Raw genomic sequence first — 23,341 nt, forward strand, 5'->3', positions numbered from 1 at the left:
GAGTGAACCTACTATGCCTCGCAAGTTTCAAAAATTAATCGTTTATTTGATGATAGCGACGATGTTACTGACTTCTTTGTTGGCAGGAGCATCCATATTTTTATAAAAAGTAATTGGTTTGGCAAACTAAACGCTAGGGCTTCCCTCATAGGCCCTAGTGTTTTTTCATTAAATATGTTTTAAATTTTAATGAACGAGTGCTCGTTAATTGACGTACATTTCTAAACTTCAGCTTTCTTTTGTAGTTTTCTTTTTCAAAAAAGCTGCCGGAACATCCTAAAATCCATGATAATATTTACATAGTTTTAACTATATCTTAAAAAGGGTTTTACAATCTCGCGTTATGTTTTAACGAGAGGAAATAGATAGAATCTTTGATGCTGGAGGAAAAATGAAGGAAAATATCGTATTTATACATGGCCTTACAGGCAGTAAACGTGCCTTTCATAAGGAAATTGATTATTTTGGTCATGACTATCATACGTACGCTTATGATTTAGTTGGCCACGGTAAGGAAAGAGGAAAAGCAGTAGAATTCACATTGGATAATTTAGTTAAACAATTAGATATTCTTTTTGAACAGGAAGAGATAGAAAAAGCTCATATATGTTCATTAAGCTATGGTTGTTATCCTAGTACAATTTTTTCAAGCAAGTGGAAAGAGAGAGTGTTAAGTCTTTGTTATATAGGAGGCCATTATAACTCTAATTCTCCTTTATTTGAGGTATTCCGGCATTATTGGGATTCCAGCAATGAAGATTATTCGAAATGGTTAAAAAACTATTCCGAGGATTTATTTCCAAAAGAAGGGGTCCTTGATCCGTATTCATTTATTTCAGCAAAGCTGTATTATAAATACGGTCTTGAACTGGACAAGGGAATTTTAAAAAAAGCGATCGGGCATAGGCTCGAGTATGATTTACGAAGTGATCTTAAAACAATAAATGTTCCAGTTCTTTGGGTAATGGGTGATCATGACTCTCTTTATAAGTCTAGTATTGAAGATTTAACGACTGTGATCCCACACGTGCAATATAAGGAAATTCATCATGCAGGTCATGCAGCAAACCTGTTCCGTCCTACTGCCTTTAAACGAATATATGAGGAATTTCTTAAAGGAATCAACTGACAGATTGAGTCCATTGTGAATATAATGGTCATTACCCTAGCTGAAATGCAATAGTATTAAATAAAAACATCATTAGGGAAAAGCAATGAGGTGACATCATGGCAGTTGTTAAGGCTACGGAGTCAGATATAGATCTTTTAGCAAGATTGCTTAGGGCAGAAGCTGAAGGCGAAGGGCAAATGGGTATGCTGCTTGTCGGTAATGTAGGGATTAACAGGATGAGAGCAAATTGTTCCGATTTTAAAGGAATCCGTACAGTTCGGCAAATGGTTTTTCAGCCACATGCATTTGAAGCGACTATTAAAGGATACTTTTACCAAAGAGCAAGAGAAAAGGAAAAGCGATTAGCACGCCGAGTTGTTAACGGAGAAAGATTCTGGCCGGCAAAATTTAGCTTATGGTATTTTAGACCGCCGGGAGATTGTCCTGCTCAGTGGTATAATCAGCCTCATGTAGCTCGATACAAGCTTCACTGTTTTTATGAACCAACAGCTGGAACTTGTGAGAATATTTATAACACGTTTTAATAGTTTGTTATTCACTTATTCACCCATGTGAAGTTGGAAGATTTCAATTAGCAAACAATAGGTACCCCCTTGAAGCAATCTGACTTTATCCCCACCTTTCTTATTATTTCATCTGAAAATCGAGGTGGGGATTTTTACTCTCCCCCATTCAGTTATTTACTTATATGAATATATGGAAATATTTGTAAATATAATGTCAATACTAGTAACCAGATTAAAATTAGGAGAAAGTAAGATGCACTTAGTCCTTGTAATCATGGATTGCACCATGTTCATAAACTGGGGGCATTAATTCTATCTGTGCTCTTTGCCGTGTTCTATTTGTTTATTTTTGATTATATTTGAGTGTTAACTAAAAACGGCAGCTTTTTACAATATTGGTTACACCGCAAAATTTGTATTTTTTCATTAGAATCCTCTACATATATTTCCTCCAAAAAGAAATTTCCAGTTAATTGTGATCGACTAATTCACTCCACCCATTTGAATAAAGTAAAACTTCCATCAGTGGGGGTTTTTTCACCCCAACTAATGGTTAGCCTGCGGCCAACTGATGAGGGTCAAACTGATGTTGCCACGAAAGTGACGCTTTTTAGTCAGTGTTCCTTTTCTCGGACCTTTACAGGCAGTTATCTCCACCAAATTATATTACTTTTCCGAAGATTGAAGTTAGAGGTAGTACAGTCCGTAAAGAGTGGGATAAAAAGCTATCATATAGGGAAATTTACACATATATCACCAAAAGGAGCTGTTACAAAAATAATGAATGAAAAAGAAAAGAATAACAAGGTTCATCCCGCCAATGAATCTGAGAGTCAACAGCAGAAGCAATACCCTCCCTATTTCGAAACCTCAACCCCAGACCATGTAATCTTACTGGATGAGGATTCAGCAAGCAATGTTACAAATGTGGAAGAAGAAGACCTATGAGAAATTAAAACCTTTATCAGCGGGTGTTTGATTCATCCTTAGACTGAGGCGTTTGCAGGCAATCATACCTTCTGAGGTGTGAGACGAGTTTTACAGTTTGTTAAAAGAGGGATAATTCAGGGACGGCAGAGATCAATTTAGCCTGCTTCTTTTTCTTTAATGGTTCCACCTGCCAATAAACAAAACACATTCAATTTCATCAAAAAATTAACTGATATTAACTAATAGGAGTGACTGAAATGGATATTAAGCGTATAAAACAAATTCTTTCATCCTCAGCTGATATTGATGTTAAGTATAATGAATCGTCTGTATGGATTGATAAAATTAATGAAGACGGTAAAACAGCTACAGTACATTTAAGAGGGCCTTTAGAGGAAAGAACAGAAGTAGAAATTTCTGAGCTCAAAGAAGTTTAGCGATTGCGGTAACGGTACCAGAAACCTCTGGTACCTGGTACCGTTAATTTTATTTCTTCTTATTTATCATTTGGATAAGGAAACGGATAAACATCATTAGAATAAAAGTGCTTATAAACGTGTGCATCCATGTCCATGAATGGTATTTAATTAAGTCGGTATTTTTTTCAAAGAAAACTTCCGTTATCGTTAACGCAGAAGTATACAATATACATTGAAAAACAATGCTGAGAAATTTTGATGTATAGGTTGTTTGACAAAAATAAACACAAACAACCGGAAATAGCAGATATTCGTAAAGAATGCTGGATGAGAAATATGAACTTAAAAACCTTTTGGGATATTCGAGCATTTTCTCTTCTACAACTAAAACACCAAGAAATTCTGCGAAGTAAGAGGTCAATAAGAAAACGATTATCCAGTTTTTAAATGGTGGTTTTTTAAAACTGATAACAAATAGGATGATTCCGATTATGACCAGCAACCACAAAATGATTTTTTCCATGGATAAATAGCTCCTCATTGTGAAGATAGAAATAACTTCCCCAAAATTTTTCATGTATCCTATCGAAAAAAAGATAGTAAGACAAATTTTTCCTTACTATCTAAGCTGTTACTATTAATGTGTCTCTGAAAAGTTGTTTTTATGATATAGCACCATATTGTTTTGCCAAAGCTTCAAAGGAAGCTGTCTTCGAATTCACAATAAGCACTTTAGTTCCTAACGGGATTTTACTAAAGAGCTTTTCCACTTCCTTGTTATGCATCCTTATACAGCCTTGAGTGACAAATAACCCTATCGAGCTGTCCCGATTCGTTCCGTGAATTCCAAATGTTCTTCCATCCGAGTTGTCTGCGTCAAATCCAATCCAGCGGGTTCCTAATGGATTTTTTGGATCTCCCCCTGGGATATCCTTTTTCCGATAATTTGGAAAAACAAAAGTCAATAAGATGATGAAAATGTGCATGTCTTTCACCCTTTTTTTGTTAGTGTAACCTGAAGGTGAAAAGACATTCTCTCATTTACTTGATCCCTTTAAAATAACTTTTTAGAACAAGATATTGTTCCATTTCACGAACGAAATGCAGCAAGGCAGCTCTAGTTTCAAATTCTCCTCTCGTTTCTGGTAAAGGCATATTAACAAATTCCTCATTCATTTCCGCCAGTCTTTTTAGGAATTTATGTGCAGTATTACCCGGATGAATATTCTCTCTTAGATCTTGAATAAACTCCGCAAGCATTTTCCCTTGTTCTACTGAAACTGAAATAGTGGTGACGATCGGCAAAACTCGTTCAATGATCTCAAATTGCTTTTCCCGCATTTTAAAATAATGATAGTATAAATTTTCGTGCCTCAAAAAATGATTTTCCACATCCCTAAAAGAAAGGGTTTTGGCCTCTGCCAATAATCGTGAGGTTTCGGTAATTTCCTTTCCGTCCCACTCACTGTCATGTGTTAATAAATAATGTTCGATTTCTATAAATATTTTCGCAAAGTTTCCCTCGATTCTCTCTTGATAATCCTTCAGCTTTTTATCAACACTCGGCATATAAAGATTCATGATTAGAGCAACTCCAATACCTATAACGATTAAAGCAAACTCATTAAAGACGAGTGACCATGTTATATGCTCTGATGTAAATAAATGCAAAATAATAACTGTGCTTGTCACGATCCCATCCTTCGCTTTTAGGATAACCATTGTGGGAATAAACACAAGCAGCATTATTCCGATTACTAGCGGATGGTAAGTAATCCATTCAAAGAATAGATAGGAAAAAGGAATGGCCATAGAACAAGCAAGGAATCGCTCCCAAGAGCTTTTGAGCGATTTTTTCTGGGTTACTTTGATACATAAAATCGTAATAATCCCTGCTGAAGCAAAGTTCTCAAGCTGCAGCAATTGAGCGAGACAAATGGCTATTGTAGTCCCAAGCGCAGTTTTTAACGTACGGTAACCAATTTTAAACATGTTATTACTCCAATTCGTTCCATTTCTGGATTATCATAAAACTAGAAAGAAGATGGCTGTTTAACCATCTTCTCTTTCAACTGTATATTTTATAACATTTTTTCTAAAAAGTCTTGTGCACTTTTTGACCTAGCCATTTCAGAAAAGCTAATCCTGCTTATACTTCTTCACAATGTTTATCAAATGCTTCCTGAAGCTTTGTCACCACTGACATTGGATCATGACCTTCAATCTCATGACGTTCAACCATGGTTAAAAGCTGACCATCCTTTAATAAAGCAAAAGATGGTGAGGATGGTGGATAACCTACAAAAAACTCACGGGCTCTGGCAGTTGCTTCTTTATCTTGTCCTGCAAAAACAGTAACTAAATGATCTGGACGTTTATCATAATGGACAGAATGAGCTGCTGCAGGGCGGGCTATCCCTCCTGCACAGCCACATACAGAGTTAACCATTACTAATGTAGTACCTTCTTTTGCAAATGTTTCTTCTACATCTTCCGGTGTTGTTAATTCTGTATATCCAGCAGCAACAATTTCTTGTCTAGCTTGGCGAACGACATCGTTCATAAATAAATTAAAATCCATATTCACGCAAATCTCTCCTTTAGACCATTCTTTCTTAATATTATCAAGCTTTTTATAGTATGTGCAAATATATCATCCCAGGCCCTTAGCATTCATAAAAGCGGCAATTAGCTGTTCGACACTATTTGCAACTGTTTTCTCACCATCGAGCACACCCTTCTCAATAAAAGGAATCTTCTCTTTTATAAGTGGATGATGAAAAAATTGATAGGCCAGCTGTTCTTTTATCATATCATACAGCCAATCTTTTTTTTGCTGCATTCTTCGATTTGAAAATACCCCATTTTCCTTTGTAGTGGAAAAAAAACGTTCAACCGTTTTCCAAATCTCCTCAATTCCAATCTCTTTTAATGCAGATGCTCTCATTGCTTTTGTTGTCCAGCCTTCTGTATAAGGCTTTAAAAAATGAAGGATCGTATTATACTCATGCTCGGCCTTGATTGCTTTATTCAGGTTGTCCCCATCTGCTTTATTTACGACAATTAAATCAGGTAATTCCATAATGCCTTTTTTCATTGTTTGAAGCTCATCACCTGCTCCGGTTAGAACTAACAACAAGAAAAAATCGACCATGCTTCTTACAACAAATTCTCCTTGTCCAACTCCTACAGTTTCTATTAGAATAACATCAAACCCAGCAGCTTCACAAAGAAGTATCGTCTCTCGTGTTTTTCGATTTACGCCGCCAAGTGTTCCGCTGGAAGGAGAAGGTCTAATAAATGCCTGCTTATGTCTTGCCAAGCGTTCCATTCTTGTTTTATCTCCAAGGATGCTCCCTTTTGATACTTGGCTGCTAGGATCAACCGCTAAAACGGCTACTTTAAGGCCCTTTTCACACAAATACATGCCAAACGTATCGATAAAGGTGCTTTTCCCAACTCCAGGCACTCCGGTAATCCCGATTCTTACAGATGGATTGGCTGGATTAGTTATAGACTGCAAGATGTCCTGTGCTTTTTCAAAATGATATTCTGAATTGCTTTCTACAAGAGTTATAGCCTGGGCAAGGGCGACTCTTTCTCCTCCTTGGAGCCTGCTTACTAAGTCATCTACCGGGATTTCTTGCTTTCTTCGATTGTACTTTTTATATCTCATCTTCCACTTCCTCGTACCCGAGACGTTCGAGGATTGTTTCAATAACCCTGGTTGCAGCAACCGGGATCACTGTTCCTGGTCCAAATATTTCAGCTGCCCCATTCTCCCGCAAAAATTGATAATCCTGCGGGGGAATGACTCCTCCAATAATGACGATAATATCTTCTCTTCCAAGCTTTTTTAATTCCTTAACGACTTGAGGAAGGAGGGTTTTATGTCCAGCAGCTAAAGAGCTCATTCCAATCACATGCACATCATTTTGGGCAGCTTGGATCGCTGTTTCGGCAGGAGTTTGAAAGAGCGGGCCGACATCTACATCAAACCCTAGATCAGCGAACGCCGTTGCAATGACTTTTGCACCACGATCATGGCCATCCTGTCCCATCTTGGCAATCAAAATTCTGGGACGGCGGCCTTCAAGCTCATAAAATTGATCAGTCAAGGATCTGACCTGTTGAATTTCTTCTTCATTAGAGTATTCTGAGCTGTACACTCCGCTTATTGAACGAATCACTGCCTGATGCCGTTTTGAAGCTTTTTCAATCGCTGAAGAAATTTCACCCAAAGTTGCCCGAACGCGAGCTGCCTCTACAGCAAGCTCCAGCAAGTTCCCTTCACTGCTCGAAGTTGCCGCAGTAATCACATTCAGCGCAGCTTCTACCTTTTTTTCATCTCGGTTTTCTTTTACCCTTTGAAGACGGGCAATTTGATTATTTCGAACTGCTGTATTATCAATACTTAAAATGTCCAGCGGTTCCTTATCGTTCAATCTATATTTGTTCACTCCAACAATCGTTTCCTTTTTTGAATCAATTCTAGCCTGCCGTTTGGCCGCTGCCTCTTCAATTCTCATTTTCGGCAGACCTGTTTCAATCGCTTTTGCCATTCCACCAAGCTCTTCAATTTCTTCAATGTGCGTCCATGCCCGTTCCATTAAATCATGTGTTAATTTTTCAACAAAGTAAGAACCCCCCCATGGATCAATAACATTACAAATTCCTGTTTCTTCCTGTAAGTAAAGCTGCGTGTTTCTGGCAATCCTAGCAGAAAAGTCAGTGGGCAGGGCAATCGCTTCATCTAATGCATTTGTATGCAGCGACTGAGTATGCCCCATTGCTGCAGCATGAGCTTCCATACAAGTTCTAATCACATTATTGAAGGGGTCCTGCTCTGTCAAGCTCCAGCCTGATGTTTGAGAGTGAGTTCGAAGGGCAAGGGATTTATTGTTTTTCGGGTTGAATCGCTTCATAATGGATGACCACATATAGCGCGCAGCTCTCATTTTCGCCACTTCCATAAAATAATTCATGCCAATTGCCCAGAAAAAAGACAGCCTTGGAGCAAAATGATCAATGTCGAGTCCTGCCTTCAAACCTGTTCGAACATATTCGAGTCCATCAGCAAGTGTATATGCGAGCTCCAAATCAGCTGGTGCCCCTGCCTCTTGCATATGATAGCCGGAAATGCTAATGCTGTTAAACCGCGGCATCCATTTAGAAGTATAGGAAAAAATGTCTCCTATTATTCTCATTGAAGTTTCGGGCGGATAAATATAAGTGTTTCGAACCATGTATTCTTTTAAAATATCATTTTGAATGGTCCCCATCAATTTTTCTTTTGAAACTCCCTGCTCCTCTGCAGATACAATATAAAAGGCCATTATTGGCAGAACAGCGCCATTCATGGTCATGGAAACTGACATTTCATCTAACGGGATACCGTCAAATAAGATGTTCATATCAAGAATTGAGTCTATTGCCACACCAGCTTTACCGACGTCTCCTTCAACACGCGGATGATCCGAATCATAGCCTCTGTGTGTGGCCAAGTCAAAAGCAACCGACAATCCTTTTTGGCCCATGGCAAGGTTTCTCCGGTAGAATGCATTACTCTCTTCAGCAGTAGAAAAACCGGCATATTGACGAATCGTCCATGGCCTGTTTACATACATTGTTGCGTATGGGCCTCTAAGAAATGGAGGAACTCCTGGAAAAGTACCTAAATGGTCCAAGCCCGCTATATCTTCTTTTGTATAAGTATTTTTTACGGAAATATTTTCATTTGTTAAAAAAGACTTTTCATCACTTCCAACACTTTTACTGGATGTCTTTAACTCGAGGTTAGTAATAGTTAATCGTCCCATTATTCACTCACCTCCAGCAATTCAGAAACCACTTGCAAAAACTGATACACATTCATTTTATTCGTTATAGATTTCCATTCTCTTAAATGGCGAGGCGGAGCACCTACGATCATTATTTCTTTTACCTGGAGGCTGTTCTTAACTTGTGTAATCGATTTTTCATCAAGTTCTTCATACGCACGATCTTGTCCGCATAGGAGAACCAGAGGAAATCCCTTAATAATTTCTAAATCATTCTCTATTGCTGCTACTGTTTCAAACCCGCCCGCAGATAAAATTCCCTGAATGAAGTCTAAACGGTGCTTATAGTCTTTTAATCTACCCAAAACGATAACTCCCACTTTTGGGAGATGGCCTTTTTTCTTCTTATAGGAAAGCGCATTTATTCTTAGCTGCTCAAAATGTTCAGCTAAACGTAACGGTTTTATCGGAGCTATAAAATTTGGTTTTTGATTTATCATTTTTTTGAATTGAAAGCCCTTACATTCCTGGATGTCATCTTCCAAGTTTGCAAATATAGTTGTTCCTACCATTCCTTTTACCCTAGTATTAATATCACCTATTCGAGTACTAGCCATCGCATTGATTTCTACTTGGATCTTTCCACATTTGAGAGTTTCCAAAAAACCGCCCTTGTCTTCAATAAAACCTATTTTATTCCATGCTTTTTCGGCTAATTCATTGGTGAGGTTCTCCACATAATAAGAGCCTGCAACAGGATCTGTCACTTTCGTTAGATAACTTTCTTCTTTAAGAATATAATGTGTATTCCTGGCAAGTCTTTCAGCTTTTTGGTCAAATTTGCCGCAAATCTCCCCATATGGTCCAATATTTAAACTGGTTATACCAGCTAATGCTGCTGAAAAGGCTTCGGTTGTTGTTCTTAATAGGTTCACATGGACGTCTGATAGTGTTTTGTTTAAAACGGCTGTGTTACAGTGGATGTATGGATCATCTAACTCTTCATGTCCTTCAAACCCCTCAATAATAGTCGCCCATATTTGTTTAGCAGCCCTTAGTTTTGCAATTTCTGTAAAAAATTCTGAGCCGATCGAAAAGCTAAATACGGTTTGTTTGGCAAGATATAGGTAGGAAAAGCCTCTTGAAGATAAATGATCAAGTACTTCCAGCCATGATGAGAATGTATAGGCTATTTCCTGAACAGAAGAGGAACCGCTCCTATTATAAAGGTCCCCTTTCGTAAATATCCCTTTTAAGCTTGGAGATTCTTTTTCGATCCATTGCAGATGCTCTGCTAATTCATCATAAAAACCCGCTCCATTCCCTCGAAGCATGAGCTTCTCAAGAGGATCAAAGGCGATTACACCTTTTAATGCTGAAAGATCTGACACCTTTTCTTTTAAGAACTGCCGGAATATCGATAGTTTTTCAACATGATGAGAAAAATCGAAAAAGAAATGAATTTGCGTTAAGTCAATTGACTTGAAAGCTTTACCCAGTTCCTCTCCAGATTTTACGAAAGAAAAGTCTTCTAAATAAATTGTCGTCAATCCGTTTTCTAAACGATTAAGAATTTGATTGTTTAAATCTTCTGCAGATGAATAAAACTGAATTTTTTGGCACACCGTCCAATCATGTCCGGTTTTTTTACCAAAAGAAAAATTCTTATGCCTGCAGTCCGCTTTTGTATATAATGGTTTAAGCTTGATGCCTTCATATGTTAATGTCTCAATACTTGCAACGTTTTTCCCCTTTAACGCTCGTTCAACTTCTTTTAACCACAGTTCGACCGTCTTTTGATTTTCTTTCCCCCAGCCCTTGTTCATTCTATGCCTCCTAAAGAATGCGTTTTCATTTTTGGATATTTTAGAATGCTGTGCTATTTTTTATTTTATTACATATTAATTATTCCAGCAATTAGATGGAATAGACGAACAAGAAGCACAGGCTGTTTAGAGATATTACACACAGGGGAAAAAGAATAAAAAGTGGTTTTTCTATCATATAGAATTCCGCGAAAAGGTGTGCATTTAAATGCCACATTTTGTCTAGAAGCAGCTATCCCGGAAATAAAGAGGAGACGAAAAATGTTTACTAATAAAAGCGCTTTATTACTATACAATGGCAACGCAGGTCAGAAGGATATTGAAAAAGTAATTGGCATGACAGTACCTCTCCTATCTCAACAAGTTGGAGAATTGGTCATTAGAGCAACGCAAAATAAAGATGATGCAAGGAAATATTGTTTTCAAAATGGGGAACTATTTGATTTCTTGTTTATTTTAGGCGGAGATGGAACCATACACGAATGCATAAATGGGCTTGCGAAATTGGAAAAGAGACCAGTCATCGGAATTATTCCAGGAGGAACATGTAACGATTTATCAAGGTCACTTGATATCCCTCAAAATATACGAAAAGCAACAGAAACACTTTTGGAAGGAAGAGTACAGGAAATTGATGCAGCTCGAGTCAATGATCATTTCTTTATCAACTTTTGGGGAGTTGGCTTGATTGCGGAAACCTCTGCAAATATCGATGAAACAGAAAAGTCGATTTTAGGAAAAATTAGTTATTTTACTAGTGCCATAAGGACTTTACAAGATATGACCAAATTTTCATTCCATTTGGTCATTGATGATAAAGAACTAATTGATGATGGTGTTATGGTACTTGTATCTAACGGAAGATATATAGGGACAAACGAACTGCCTTTTTCTTTAAATAGTTTAAGTGACGGCTTACTTGACGTGTTAGTGATTAATGAAGCAAACTTAAAAATGATCAAGGAAATAGTCAATTTAAAAGACGAACGACAATGGGATAAAATATATTCTGAGATCCAGCGCTACCAAGGAGAAAAAATATCTTTTCATACTGATCCGCCTAGAGAAGTGGATACTGATGGAGAAGTTTATTTAAAAACACCGGCTGAAATTAATATACTGAAAAGGCACTTTAAGGTGCTGGTTTCAAATTAAATAGAAAAATGTGCCAGGTTAGTGATTGGCACATTTTTCAAAACTATTTTCACAAACCTTTTTTCTGCCTAGGGCAAAGTTTGTCACTTTGAGAGTTCAAGTATCTCCCTAAGATGAAACTAGAATCGATCGGCGCTTTAACCATCTCTTCAAAAAAAGACTTATATTAATAAATTGAAGTATTTTCTTTAGAGGTATTTTCAAGAATTTCCTTTACTCTTCCTAAGAAACGTCCGCAAATGAGACCGTCGAGTATTCTATGGTCTAATGACATACAAAGGTTTACCATATCCCGAACGGCAATCATGCCATTGATTACAACCGGGCGTTTCACAATGGATTCAACTTGCAGAATGGCTGCTTGCGGATAGTTAATAATTCCCATCGATTGAACGGAACCGAACGACCCTGTGTTATTAACTGTAAATGTTCCTCCCTGCATATCATCAGACGTTAATTTACCTGCACGTACCTTGCCAGCAAGTTCTGTAATTTCACGAGCAATCCCCTTGATTGTCATTTCATCTGCATTTTTGATAACGGGCACGAATAGAGCATCATCAGTAGCTACTGCAATTGAAAGATTGATCTCTTTCTTTTGAACGATCTTGTCCCCTGCCCACATTGAATTAATTTGCGGATATTCCTTTAAAGCCTGTGCTGCAGCTTTTACGAAAAATGCGAAGAAGGTTAAGTTAAACCCTTCTTTTTGTTTGAATACATTTTTCACACTGTTTCGGTATTCTACTAAATTAGTTACGTCAACCTCCATCATTGTCCAAGCATGCGGCACTTCGTGTTTACTCCGTACCATATTTGCTGCAATTGCTTTACGGATGCCGCTGACTGGAATTTCAATATCGCCGGCTAAGGCAGGGACATTCGCAGAAGCTTGTTTAAGCTCCTCTGAAGGTTTTGTTTCTTTTTCCTCGGCGCTTGGTTTCGCCGCAATTGAAGCTGCATCTCCTGTTTTCGAAGCTTTTCCGCTTTCTAAAAGGGTTTGCAGATCCTTGCGTGTAATCCGTCCACCTGCTCCTGTTCCGGCTACCTGCTCTAAGTCAATGTCATTTTCTTGAGCAATTCTTAATACAGCCGGTGAATATCGTTTCTTGTTAGAAGTGTCTTTAGGAGGTTCAGCTGGGGCAGCTTCTTTTGGTTGTTCGTTTACTTCTTCGTCTTTCGGCTCAGCGTCAGATATTCCCCTAGACGCGCCCTCGACTTCAATTTTGCAAATGACTTCTCCGACTGAGAGCGTGTCACCTTCAACAGCCACAAGCTCTTTGATTATACCTTCATACGAGGATGGGACCTCTGCATTTACTTTGTCTGTCATGACTTCAGCGAGAGGATCATATTTATTTACTTTATCGCCAACTTGAACAAGCCATTTACTAATCGTTCCTTCTGTAACACTCTCACCAAGCTGGGGCATCGCCATTTGTTCGATTGTCATTTTAAGTACCTCCTCTTTCCATAGCCGCTTTAAAACTCGGCTAATTTTCTCATCGCTTCTTCGACTTTGTCAGGGTTGATCATAAAATATTTTTCCATAGTCGGTGCATAAGGCATTGCTGGGACATCCGGGCCAGCTAAACGCATGATTGGAGCATCAAGATCAAAAAGACAATTTTCCGCAATGATGGCAGAGACTTCACTCATAATACTGCCTTCTTTGTTATCTTCCGTTAGAAGCAAAACCTTACCCGTTTTTGAGGCTGCTTCTATAATCGAATCTTTATCGAGCGGATAGACTGTACGCAAATCTAAAATATGAACAGAAACCCCATCTTTCGCAAGTCGTTCTGCAGCCTGCAAAGCAAAATGAACACATAAACCATATGTAATAACCGTTAAATCTTCTCCCTCTCGTTTAACGTCCGCTTTTCCGATCGGCAGTACATAATCATCCTCCGGCACTTCCCCTTTGATTAGCCGGTATGCACGTTTATGCTCAAAAAACAATACTGGGTCCTCATCACGTATGGCAGCCTTTAATAATCCTTTTACATCATATGGTGTGGAAGGCATGACAATTTTCAAGCCAGGCTGATTGGCAAATATGGCTTCAACTGATTGTGAATGATATAAGGCACCATGAACCCCGCCGCCATAAGGTGCGCGAATTACCATCGGACAGCCCCAGTCATTATTTGAACGATATCGTATTTTAGCTGCTTCTGAGATAATTTGGTTGACAGCAGGCATAATGAAATCTGCAAATTGCATTTCAGCAATCGGCCTCATCCCGTACATTGCTGCCCCAATACCAACTCCTGCAATTGCCGATTCTGCAAGCGGGGTATCAAGAACTCGATCTTCACCAAATTGATCATATAAACCTGCAGTTGCTTTAAATACTCCACCTTTACGGCCAACATCTTCTCCTAATACAAAAACACGTTCATCACGTTCCATTTCCTCACGAATGGCCAATGTGACGGCATCAATATATGAAATAACTGGCATTTGTTTTTCCCCCTTACTCGGCATATACATATTTCAGAGCTGACTCTGGTTCTGCATATTGAGCACTTTCTGCATAATCAGTCGCTTCATTGACTATGTTCATTATTTTATCAAGGATTTCTTTTTCTTTCTCCTCTGTCAATACGCCTGTTTCTTTTAAATAAGCTGAGAACTTTGTAATTGGGTCATTCTTTTTCGCTTCAGCAACTTCCTCTCGCCCACGGTAGCTGCGATCATCATCATCACTTGAATGAGGAGTTAAGCGATAGGAGATCGTTTCGATCAATGTAGGACCTTCCCCTTTGCGTCCGCGATCAGCCGCTTCCTTTACTGCTTTATATACTTCAAGCGGATCGTTTCCATCTACCGTTATACCATGCATGCCATATCCAATTGCACGATCAGATACTTTTTCACAGGCAACCTGTTTTTCATAAGGGACAGAAATTGCATATTTATTGTTTTCACACATAAAGATAACAGGGAGTTTATGTACTCCTGCAAAGTTTGCTCCTTCATGAAAGTCCCCCTGGTTAGAAGAACCCTCACCGAATGATACAAAGGTTATAATATCTTTCTTTTCCATTTTCCCTGCAAGTGCGATGCCTACAGCATGTGGAACCTGAGTAGTTACTGGAGAGGAACCTGTAACAATTCGATTTTTCTTTTGCCCAAAGTGACCTGGCATTTGCCTGCCTCCTGAATTTGGATCTTCTGCTTTGGCAAAGCCAGATAACATTAATTCTTTTGCAGTCATTCCAAAAGTTAGAACAACTCCAATATCTCGGTAGTATGGTAAAACATAGTCGCTTTGACGATCTAGAGCATAAGCTGCACCAACTTGGGCCGCTTCTTGTCCCTGACAAGAAATAACAAATGGAATTTTACCAGAACGGTTCAACAACCACATCCGCTCGTCAATTTTTCTAGCCATGAGCATTGTTTTATATATTTCTAAAACATCTTGATCAGTTAACCCTAATGATTCATGACGCTTTTCAGCCATTTTTTATACCTCCTATAAAGTGAAACTTCCATCAGAGAGCTTCTGATGGTTTGCTTGAGACCCACAAGAATGTGGGTCACACAGACGTTGCCACAGTAAGTGGCGTTCTGTCTGTGTTCCTTTTTCCGGACTCTTACGTGCAGTTTGTTGGCTTACTGTCCGTTAGAAGTGGGATATGTAAGAAGGACTTGTCCTCTTTTCAATTGGCTCATTTCTAAAAGATTATCGCTTCTGCTTAGAATAGACGTTGATATAAGCAAGTAATTATTTGTAATTGCACTCGTCTCCCCTTTAACCACTCATTTTGGAAGATAAACCTAAACGCCTATCTAATTAGTTAAAAAACTATGAATGAATTGCTTTACCATCTACTGCAAGCGCCGCCTCACCAATTGCTTCTGATAAAGTAGGATGAGGGTGAATGGTATGAGCCACTTCCCATGGAGTAGCATCGAGTACTCTTGCAAGACCTGCTTCAGAAATCATATCTGTGACGTGAGGCCCTATCATATGTACGCCCAATAAATCTTCAGAATCTTCATCCACTACAAGCTTGACAAATCCATCTGATTCTCCAAACACTAAAGCTTTTCCAATTGCTCGAAAAGAGAATTTTCCTATTTTCACATTCCGGCCTTGATCCTTTGCTTCTGCTTCTGTATAGCCAACACTAGCAACTTCTGGTGTACTATAAACACATTTAGACACGAGTGAGTAGTCAATTGGACTGGGATTTTCATTTGTCATATGTTCAACCGCTGTAATTCCCTCGTGGGATGCTACATGTGCAAGCTGCAGCCCGCCAATGACATCCCCGATCGCATAGATGTGAGATTCTTTCGTTTGAAAATATTCATTTGTCAAAATATACCCATTTTCAACTCGTATATCAGTGTTCTCTAAACCGATGCCTTCGACATTTGCTTGTCTGCCAACAGAAACAAGCAGCTTTTCAGCTTTAAATTGTTTTTGCTCACCTTTGTGTTCCGCATTAATTACCACATCATTATCTTTTTGAATCGTGTCGGGAAGCACTTTCGCTCCAGTTACAACATTGACACCTTTCTTTGTTAATAAACGCTGCATCTCTTTTGAGATATCCTCATCTTCTGTTGGTAAAATCCTTTCAGCAAATTCAAGCACTGTTACGTCTACCTCAAAATCTGAGAGCATAGAGGCCCATTCAATTCCAATAACACCTCCGCCTACTATTATAATTGATGCCGGCAAGCTTTCTAATTGAAGAGCCTCATCAGAGGACAGCACCTTTTCTCCATCAATATCGAGCCCAGGTAATGATCTTGGCCGAGAGCCTGTAGCAACAATAACATTTTTAGGAATTAGCATTTCATTTTCTTCACCATTATTCATCTCAACAGAAACAGTTCCAGGCATCGGAGAAAAGATTGATGGTCCAAGAATTCTTCCAATTCCTTCAAATACATCAATTTTCCCTTGCTTCATTAAATGTTGGACACCTTTATGAAGCTGGTCTACAATTCCTTGCTTCCTCTCTTGAACTTTTAGAAAATTCAATTCTACACCAGAAGTTGTTACACCAAACTCCTCTGATCTTTTCGTAGTTGCAAAAACTTCTGCACTGCGAAGCAATGCTTTACTTGGGATACACCCTTTGTGAAGGCATGTGCCTCCTAATTTTCCTTTTTCAACTACTGCAACCTTTAATCCTAATTGAGAAGCACGGATTGCGGCAACATAACCGCCTGTACCGCCGCCAAGGATGACGAGATCATATTCTGTAGCCATGGCTTCTAGCTCCTTTCTAGTTGAACACTTTTAGTTGTATTTGGTTGTTCGGATATACTTTTGCCTTTTCCTCATTGGTAAGTACACGCAGGGCCCCTTCTGCAAGAGCCTGAAGCTCGTTTTCTCCTGGATACACAATAATATCAGCGATCCAGTCGATATAAGAAGAAATATCTTGAATAAAACCTTTTCCGTAAGCAAGTCCGCCAGTTAACACAATTGCATCTACTTTCCCTTTTAAAACACAGCTTGCAGCTCCAATTTCTTTTCCAATTTGATAGGCCATCGCTTTATAAACAATTTCTGCTTTTTCATCATCGTTAGCGATCATTTTTTCTACTTTTACCGCATCATTTGTACCAAGATAACCAACGAGACCCCCTTGTCCCACAAGCATCTTCATAACCTCTTCACGGAAAAATTCACCTGAAAAGCACATTGCCACTAAATCACCGGCAGGTACAGTACCAGCACGCTCTGGACTAAATGGACCATCACCGTGCAATCCATTGTTCACATCAACAACCTTCCCTTTTTGATGGACTCCTACTGTTATACCGCCGCCCATGTGAGTCACAATTAGATTTAGTTCTTCATATTTTTTGTTGTACTTCTCAGCAACCTTTCTTGCCACTGCTTTTTGGTTTAATGCATGAAAAATACTTTTTCTTTCAATTGAAGGGAGGCCTGATATTTTTGCAATCGGGGCCATTTCATCGACTACAACAGGGTCAACGATATAGGCTGGAATGTTTAATCCCTTGGCAATTTCATAGGCAATAATCCCCCCCAAATTAGATGCATGCTGTCCGGCAAACCCTCTACGTAAGTCATTAAGCATCATTTTATTAACCTCGTAAGTACCTCCTTCTATAGGACGCAGCAATCCTCCACGTCCGCAAACAGCACTTAGCCTTGAAATGTTAATACCCTCACGATCAAGGGTTTCGAGGATCGCTTGCTTACGAAATTCATATTGGTCAATAATACTAGTATATTGCTCAAGCTTTTCTATGTCATGACGGAGGGTTTTTTCAAAAATAACCCGATCGTGGTCAAATACTCCAATTTTTGTTGAGGTTGAGCCTGGATTGATGACTAATATTCGATGTTCATTCTCTATCAATGTCTATACCTCCATTTTAGAAGTGAGAGGTCAGAGGTGGGTTTGGATGAAATCGGCGAAAGAGCTGATTTCTTTTTATCATTAGCCACTTCTACCCTTTTTCCTTTGGTGAACTTAGACAGTTGAATGTATGGCAATCGGTAGTTCGCCGATTGCTTCTACTCCTACCTCCCACTTCTCACCTCCAGAAGTCAGAGGCGGGACTGGTTGAAATCAGCGAAAGAGCTGATTTTTTTATAATTAATCACTAATCCCCTTTTTCCCTTTGGTGAACTTAAACATTTGAACGTGAGGATTGGATGAAATCGGCGACAGAGGCGATTTCCTATTCAAATCAACACCTTATCCAATTTAGCGTTTTTCTTCCCAATTGAAAAAGGAAAAAGCGGAGAGAAAAGATTATCCGCTGCCCTCTACACTATTAAACCAATTTTTAGCGACGGCTTAAAATATGGTGGCCATTTTGCAAAAATTGACTTCTTGAATTACGTATTCTTTCAATTCTTTCTTCCGCTAAACGATCTGCTGCTTTGTAAGTTGGTATATTATCACGTTTTGCGATTTCAATGACTTTAGCAATATTATCGTATATTCCGTCGACTTTTTTCATTGCACGGTCACTGTTGTATCCTTGTAATTCGTCTGCAACATTGATGACTCCACCAGCGTTGATGACATAATCCGGAGCATAGACAATGCCCATTTCATGAATGGTATCACCATGCCGAATATCTTTTAATTGGTTATTTGCTGCACCAGCAATGACTTTTGCTTTTAATTGTGTGATTGTTTCGTCATTGATCGTTGCACCAAGAGCACATGGAGCATAAATATCGCAGCTCACACTGTAGATTTCGTTTGGATCGACAGCCTTTGCCCGGAAATCTTCTACTGCACGTTGAACCGCTTCCTTGTTAATATCTGTTACAATTAATGAAGCTCCCTCTTCGTGTAAATATTTGCACAAGTTGTAAGCTACATTTCCAACGCCTTGAACCGCAATGACCTTCCCTTCTAATGAATCTGTACCAAATGCTTCTTTAGCAGCAGCCTTCATTCCCTTATATACTCCGTAAGCTGTCACCGGCGACGGATTTCCAGATGAACCAAACGCAGGTGAAATACCTGTTACAAAGTTTGTCTCTTCATGAATAAGGTCCATATCCGCAACAGTTGTACCAACATCCTCCGCAGTAATATAGCGGCCATTCAACCCTTGGATATAGCGGCCTAATGCTCTGAACATTTCCTCATTTTTATCCTTGCGAGGATCACCAATAATAACGGTTTTTCCACCGCCTAAATTCAATCCTGCTGCAGCATTCTTATAAGTCATTCCTCTTGATAATCGAAGGGCATCTTCAATGGCTGCCTCTTCAGAATCATAAGTCCACATCCGTGTACCACCCAATGCAGGTCCAAGAGTTGTATCATGAATTGCGATAATTGCTTTTAATCCAGATTGTTTATCTTGACAGAAGACCAATTGCTCATAATCATATTGCTCCATATAGTTGAAAATTTCCATGTGAAATCCTCCTTGAATGTTTAAGATCTAGCAAATTAAGATGCTATCTTACATCTTGTTGCAATTTCCGAGAATCAAGTATCTCTTGATGTTAGACTTGCAGAAATTCGCTATGTACCGATTGAAAAAGCAACGATCTCTTGCAAAGGACCTTATTTTAATTAAATTTCTCGTTAATGATTGGTGGAAGAACAAATCGCCAATGCGATGGAATATAACTTGCTTTCAGCAGAATCTGATCTGCTTGTTAGAACAATCGGCGCTTTTGCACCAGCTATAACAGCACCTACCTTCGCATCCGCGAAATAAATAAATGATTTGTAAAGTACATTTCCTGCTTCTATTGATGGAACTAATAAAATATCGGCTTGTCCTGCTACATCACTTTTGATCCCTTTATGCTCAGCCGCGAGTGAAGATACAGCGTTGTCTAAAGCCAAAGGACCGTCTACTATGCAGTTTTTTATTTGACCCCGCTTATTCATCTGCGTAAGGGCAGCTGCATCTAACGTAGCTTGCATTGCAGGATTAATGACTTCTACAGCCGCAAGCGGTGCTACTTTTGGTTCAGTTATACCAATGGATTTAGCAATTCGCACAGTATTTTCAATAATTTGTACTTTTTGCTGCAAATCAGGTGCGATATTCATTGCAGCATCGGTAACAAAGAGTAATTGTTCAAATCCATTTACCTCAAAAGCAGCAGCATGTGACAAAACCTTTTCAGTTCTAAGTCCAAACTCTTTATTTAACACGGCTTTTAAAATAACAGATGTTGAAATGTTTCCTTTCATCAAAACATCTGCCTCATGCTGGCGAACTGCTTTAACTGCAATTTCACAAGCTTGCTCCTTTGATCTTGCATGAATTAGAGTAATGTGATCTTGAGGTATGTTCTTCTCTTTTACCATAAAATCAACTTGTTCTTTATCACCTATAAGAATAAACTGTGCTAAATTATTCTCTACCGCCATTTTGACAGCTTCAAGAACTTCTTCATCCTCCGCTGAAGCAACTGCAACCTTTTTACCTTCTAGCTGAGCAGCTCTTGTGATGAGATCTTTCAATTTCATTTTGTTTAACTCCCCCCATTTGCTGCACCTACTAGTAATAAAGCAAGAACTGTGCCAACACAAAATGGTTATAAAAGCTTTAATGATTGAAACGCAATATGCATTCTTTTGCAATTCATGCAATTTATTGCATGCTATTTTTTGCGAGTTTGTATTTTTCTATTTTATAATAAAGATTTCTAAGCGATACCCCTAGGCTTTGAGCAGTTTTTGTTCGATTGTAGCCATGCTTCTTTAACGTTTCTTCAATCATTAACTTTTCTAAACGCTCAACCGCATCAGCTAATGTGTCTTCTTTATTATTGACAAATAAAGAAAGGTTTGTTTCTTTTTTTTCAATTTCGCCTGAGTCTAATATTGGCAAATGCTCAAAATCAATATAGACTTCATGGTGATGCATAAAGATAATCGCTCTTCCTAATACATTTTCAAGCTCACGGACGTTTCCAGGCCAATTATAATTGAGCAGTATATGTATTGCTTTTTGTGTGAGTCCCTTAATATTTCGTCCGTAGTCTTGATTAAGCTTCTGGATCAAATGCTCACATAAAGCAGGAATATCCTCTTTTCTTTGCTTTAATGGCGGAATGGAGATAGGATATCGATTTAACCGGTAATAAAGGTCTTCCCGGAATGCACCATCTGCCATCGCTTTTTCAATATTTATATTGGTTGCTGCGATAATCCTTACATTTATCGATATTGGTTTAGTTCCGCCTACACGAACAATTTCTTTCTCTTGCAATACTCTTAATAATTTTGCTTGCATGTTTGGAGGCAACTCGCCAATCTCATCAAGGAAGATGCTTCCGTTATTCGCTTCTTCAAAATATCCTCTTCTTCCTCCCCTGCTTGCTCCCGAGAATGCTCCTTCTTCATATCCAAACAGTTCACTTTCCAGTAAATTCTCAGAAATAGCCGCGCAATTTACCCTGATAAATTTGTTGTACTTTCGGTCACTTGCGTTATGAATGGCATGAGCAAATAATTCTTTTCCTGTTCCAGATTCTCCTCTTAGCAGCACAGTCGCAGGGGTTTTAGCACCTAATTTAGCCTGTTCTATCGCCAGTTCCATTTGTTCGCTGCTGCCAATAATGTCTTCAAACGAATATTTCGCCTCAAGTGTTCGGATAATTTGTCTTGCTCTATTTAATTCGGTTGTCAGCTTCTTGATCTCAGATACATCTTGAATGACACCGACGCTTCCTTTTAGCTTCCCATCTACAATTATAGGAGCGACATTGACGATAACATCCTTTTTCTTGGGTCCTACTTTCATTCTCACTCCACGGACCGGCCGCCTTGTTTGCAGCACCCTTAAATGCATGCTCTCTCCCTCTGATATATCTGCTGTCGCTGGCTTGCCGATCACTTCTTCCTCTGTCAGCCCTGTCATTCTGGTATAAGCCGGGTTAATCAAAATCCCTCTGCCTTTTTCATCTACAACTGAAATTGCTTCATCAGATGATTGAATAATTGCTTGAAGCATGGTTTGAATTTCCTTTAAATTCGTCAGCTCTTCAGCAAGTTGAACAACTTCGGTAATATCTTTAAATACAGATAACGCCCCGAGCAGCTTTCCTTCATCATCATAAATTGGCAGTCTAGTTGTTATGATTTTGACCCCGCTTTCAAGGATTTGTTCCTGGTTATATTCCGCCTCTTGAAGCCTGAGAGTCTCAGGAAGACGACTAGATGAGATAGCATGATAAATATTTTTTCCTAACACATCTTCTTTTTTCTTATTGGTTAAAGCTTCAGCCGTTTTATTATATAAAATGATATTTTCATTCGTATCAATGACAATCATGCCATCGTTCGTTGTATTAAAAATCGTTTCTTGCTTATATGTTTCTTCTTTTAATTTAGAAATTAAATTTTCTTTTTCATCAATCAACTTTGTAACAATATGAGCAACTGAACCGGGAATAATGACTGTTTTTCTGCTTCTTTTCTTTAATAACTTCTGCAGAACTTCTTCACTTCCCGTTGCTTCCACAACGATATCTATCTGTTCAGAAAGAATTGGCTCCCAATCAAGACTTGTTAATATCCCCTTGTTTCTTGCATACGCCAAGCCAGGTGCTTGTTCATTTTTATCTATTACTGCTGCAACTTCCATTACATTTGTTTCAATTAACATCTTCAGTAGAGCTAAGCCGCCTTTACCGGCACCTACAATCATCACACTTTGCACACGAAGAACCCCTTTGAAATTGAACATTTTTGCACGTCGTTGATTTATTTGCAAAATATTGCACTTCTTTATCATACCACGATTAGCTTTCTTGACAAATATTTATTTCAACATGAAAATAAATAATACAATGAACTATTGGAGAGGGATCATATTATGTCCAGAATCTTTGCACTTATCATAATGGTCATCCCAGGAGTATTTGCAGCATTTGGCATTAAACTCATGCGGGACATGGTTTTTGGAATTTTGCAGCCACCTATTCCTTTTTTATGGATGCAGTTTTTATTAGGTCTATTGATGTTTTTAGGAGGACTTGGGTTTATTGGAGGATTTGTCCTTCATCGAGACCGTAAACGGGATAAGGTGCAGAAAAGATTTGTAAAAAGACCAGTTAATAGCGGAAAATGAAATGTTAACATTCTGTACT

The 23,341-nt window shown here is 38.7% G+C and carries 21 protein-coding genes and 1 pseudogene; 7 read left to right on the forward strand and 15 right to left on the reverse strand.

Features of this window, described 5'->3' with window-relative positions; translation table 11 throughout:
- Positions 1–13 precede the first annotated feature (13 nt).
- The 5 genes from prli42 (at position 14) to IC621_RS00840 (ending at position 3,005) form a co-directional block, all read left to right on the forward strand.
- On the forward strand, positions 14–106 hold the full coding sequence (prli42, locus tag IC621_RS00820) for a stressosome-associated protein Prli42 (RefSeq protein WP_191154774.1): 93 nt from the start codon (positions 14–16) through the stop codon (positions 104–106).
- 285 nt (positions 107–391) lie between these two features.
- A complete protein-coding gene (locus tag IC621_RS00825) occupies positions 392–1,129 on the forward strand; it encodes an alpha/beta fold hydrolase (RefSeq protein WP_191154775.1) in 738 nt (245 codons plus the stop codon).
- A 98-nt stretch (positions 1,130–1,227) separates the two neighbouring features.
- Positions 1,228–1,656 carry a cell wall hydrolase gene (locus IC621_RS00830; protein WP_191154776.1) on the forward strand — a complete coding sequence of 143 codons (429 nt, stop codon included), beginning with the start codon at positions 1,228–1,230 and terminating at the stop codon, positions 1,654–1,656.
- Between the two features lie 762 nt (positions 1,657–2,418).
- Positions 2,419–2,586, forward strand: a complete 168-nt coding sequence (locus IC621_RS00835) for a hypothetical protein (RefSeq protein ID WP_191154777.1) — start codon at positions 2,419–2,421, stop codon at positions 2,584–2,586.
- A 239-nt stretch (positions 2,587–2,825) separates the two neighbouring features.
- Positions 2,826–3,005 (forward strand): H-type small acid-soluble spore protein, encoded by a 180-nt coding sequence (locus IC621_RS00840; RefSeq protein WP_191154778.1) that lies wholly within the window; start codon positions 2,826–2,828, stop codon positions 3,003–3,005.
- A 49-nt stretch (positions 3,006–3,054) separates the two neighbouring features.
- Here the strand turns inward: IC621_RS00840 and IC621_RS00845 are convergent, their stop codons facing one another.
- The 7 genes and pseudogenes from IC621_RS00845 to IC621_RS00875 form a co-directional block, all read right to left on the reverse strand.
- Positions 3,055–3,510: a CBO0543 family protein gene (locus IC621_RS00845; protein ID WP_191154780.1), complete on the reverse strand. Its 456-nt coding sequence runs from the start codon at positions 3,508–3,510 to the stop codon at positions 3,055–3,057.
- A 139-nt stretch (positions 3,511–3,649) separates the two neighbouring features.
- Positions 3,650–3,943: pseudogene (locus tag IC621_RS00850) on the reverse strand (L,D-transpeptidase); the annotation flags it as partial.
- A gap of 85 nt (positions 3,944–4,028) precedes the next feature.
- Complete coding sequence (locus IC621_RS00855) at positions 4,029–4,979, reverse strand: aromatic acid exporter family protein (protein WP_191154784.1); 951 nt, start codon at positions 4,977–4,979, stop codon at positions 4,029–4,031.
- 157 nt (positions 4,980–5,136) lie between these two features.
- Complete coding sequence (locus tag IC621_RS00860; protein ID WP_191154786.1) at positions 5,137–5,574, reverse strand: BrxA/BrxB family bacilliredoxin; 438 nt, start codon at positions 5,572–5,574, stop codon at positions 5,137–5,139.
- Positions 5,575–5,640: 66 nt separating this feature from the next.
- Positions 5,641–6,663 carry a methylmalonyl Co-A mutase-associated GTPase MeaB gene (meaB, locus tag IC621_RS00865; protein ID WP_191154788.1) on the reverse strand — a complete coding sequence of 341 codons (1,023 nt, stop codon included), beginning with the start codon at positions 6,661–6,663 and terminating at the stop codon, positions 5,641–5,643.
- Positions 6,653–8,806, reverse strand: a complete 2,154-nt coding sequence (scpA, locus tag IC621_RS00870) for a methylmalonyl-CoA mutase (protein WP_191154790.1) — start codon at positions 8,804–8,806, stop codon at positions 6,653–6,655. Before scpA ends, meaB begins: the two co-directional genes overlap by 11 nt.
- Positions 8,806–10,593 (reverse strand): methylmalonyl-CoA mutase family protein, encoded by a 1,788-nt coding sequence (locus IC621_RS00875; protein ID WP_191154792.1) that lies wholly within the window; start codon positions 10,591–10,593, stop codon positions 8,806–8,808. Before IC621_RS00875 ends, scpA begins: the two co-directional genes overlap by 1 nt.
- A gap of 261 nt (positions 10,594–10,854) precedes the next feature.
- Between IC621_RS00875 and IC621_RS00880 the strand changes: the two genes are divergently transcribed.
- Entirely contained in the window at positions 10,855–11,748 is an 894-nt protein-coding gene (locus tag IC621_RS00880; RefSeq protein ID WP_191154794.1) for a diacylglycerol/lipid kinase family protein, read from the forward strand.
- A 166-nt stretch (positions 11,749–11,914) separates the two neighbouring features.
- On the opposite strand, the gene IC621_RS00885 is transcribed toward IC621_RS00880, so the two are convergent.
- From IC621_RS00885 to IC621_RS00920, 8 genes are all read right to left on the reverse strand, one after another.
- The gene (locus IC621_RS00885) at positions 11,915–13,201 is read right to left on the reverse strand and encodes a dihydrolipoamide acetyltransferase family protein (RefSeq protein ID WP_191154796.1); all 1,287 of its coding nucleotides are present in this window, start codon (positions 13,199–13,201) and stop codon (positions 11,915–11,917) included.
- A gap of 29 nt (positions 13,202–13,230) precedes the next feature.
- Positions 13,231–14,214, reverse strand: coding sequence for an alpha-ketoacid dehydrogenase subunit beta (locus IC621_RS00890; protein WP_191154798.1), 984 nt, complete (start codon positions 14,212–14,214; stop codon positions 13,231–13,233).
- A gap of 13 nt (positions 14,215–14,227) precedes the next feature.
- Complete coding sequence (locus IC621_RS00895) at positions 14,228–15,220, reverse strand: thiamine pyrophosphate-dependent dehydrogenase E1 component subunit alpha (RefSeq protein WP_191154800.1); 993 nt, start codon at positions 15,218–15,220, stop codon at positions 14,228–14,230.
- A gap of 345 nt (positions 15,221–15,565) precedes the next feature.
- Positions 15,566–16,987 carry a dihydrolipoyl dehydrogenase gene (gene lpdA, locus IC621_RS00900; RefSeq protein ID WP_191154802.1) on the reverse strand — a complete coding sequence of 474 codons (1,422 nt, stop codon included), beginning with the start codon at positions 16,985–16,987 and terminating at the stop codon, positions 15,566–15,568.
- Positions 16,988–17,003: 16 nt separating this feature from the next.
- Positions 17,004–18,113 carry a butyrate kinase gene (buk, locus tag IC621_RS00905; RefSeq protein WP_191154804.1) on the reverse strand — a complete coding sequence of 370 codons (1,110 nt, stop codon included), beginning with the start codon at positions 18,111–18,113 and terminating at the stop codon, positions 17,004–17,006.
- A 433-nt stretch (positions 18,114–18,546) separates the two neighbouring features.
- Positions 18,547–19,641 carry a branched-chain amino acid dehydrogenase gene (gene bcd, locus IC621_RS00910; protein WP_191154806.1) on the reverse strand — a complete coding sequence of 365 codons (1,095 nt, stop codon included), beginning with the start codon at positions 19,639–19,641 and terminating at the stop codon, positions 18,547–18,549.
- A 173-nt stretch (positions 19,642–19,814) separates the two neighbouring features.
- Positions 19,815–20,714, reverse strand: a complete 900-nt coding sequence (gene yqiS / locus IC621_RS00915; RefSeq protein WP_191154808.1) for a phosphate butyryltransferase — start codon at positions 20,712–20,714, stop codon at positions 19,815–19,817.
- A gap of 124 nt (positions 20,715–20,838) precedes the next feature.
- On the reverse strand, positions 20,839–22,911 hold the full coding sequence (locus IC621_RS00920; protein WP_191154810.1) for a sigma 54-interacting transcriptional regulator: 2,073 nt from the start codon (positions 22,909–22,911) through the stop codon (positions 20,839–20,841).
- 156 nt (positions 22,912–23,067) lie between these two features.
- Here IC621_RS00920 and IC621_RS00925 point away from each other — a divergent pair, with 156 nt between their 5' ends.
- Positions 23,068–23,322 (forward strand): DUF2627 domain-containing protein, encoded by a 255-nt coding sequence (locus tag IC621_RS00925; RefSeq protein ID WP_191154812.1) that lies wholly within the window; start codon positions 23,068–23,070, stop codon positions 23,320–23,322.
- Positions 23,323–23,341: the final 19 nt, after the last annotated feature.

The organism is Metabacillus arenae (assembly GCF_014773385.1).
GTDB lineage: Bacteria > Bacillota > Bacilli > Bacillales > Bacillaceae > Metabacillus_D > Metabacillus_D arenae.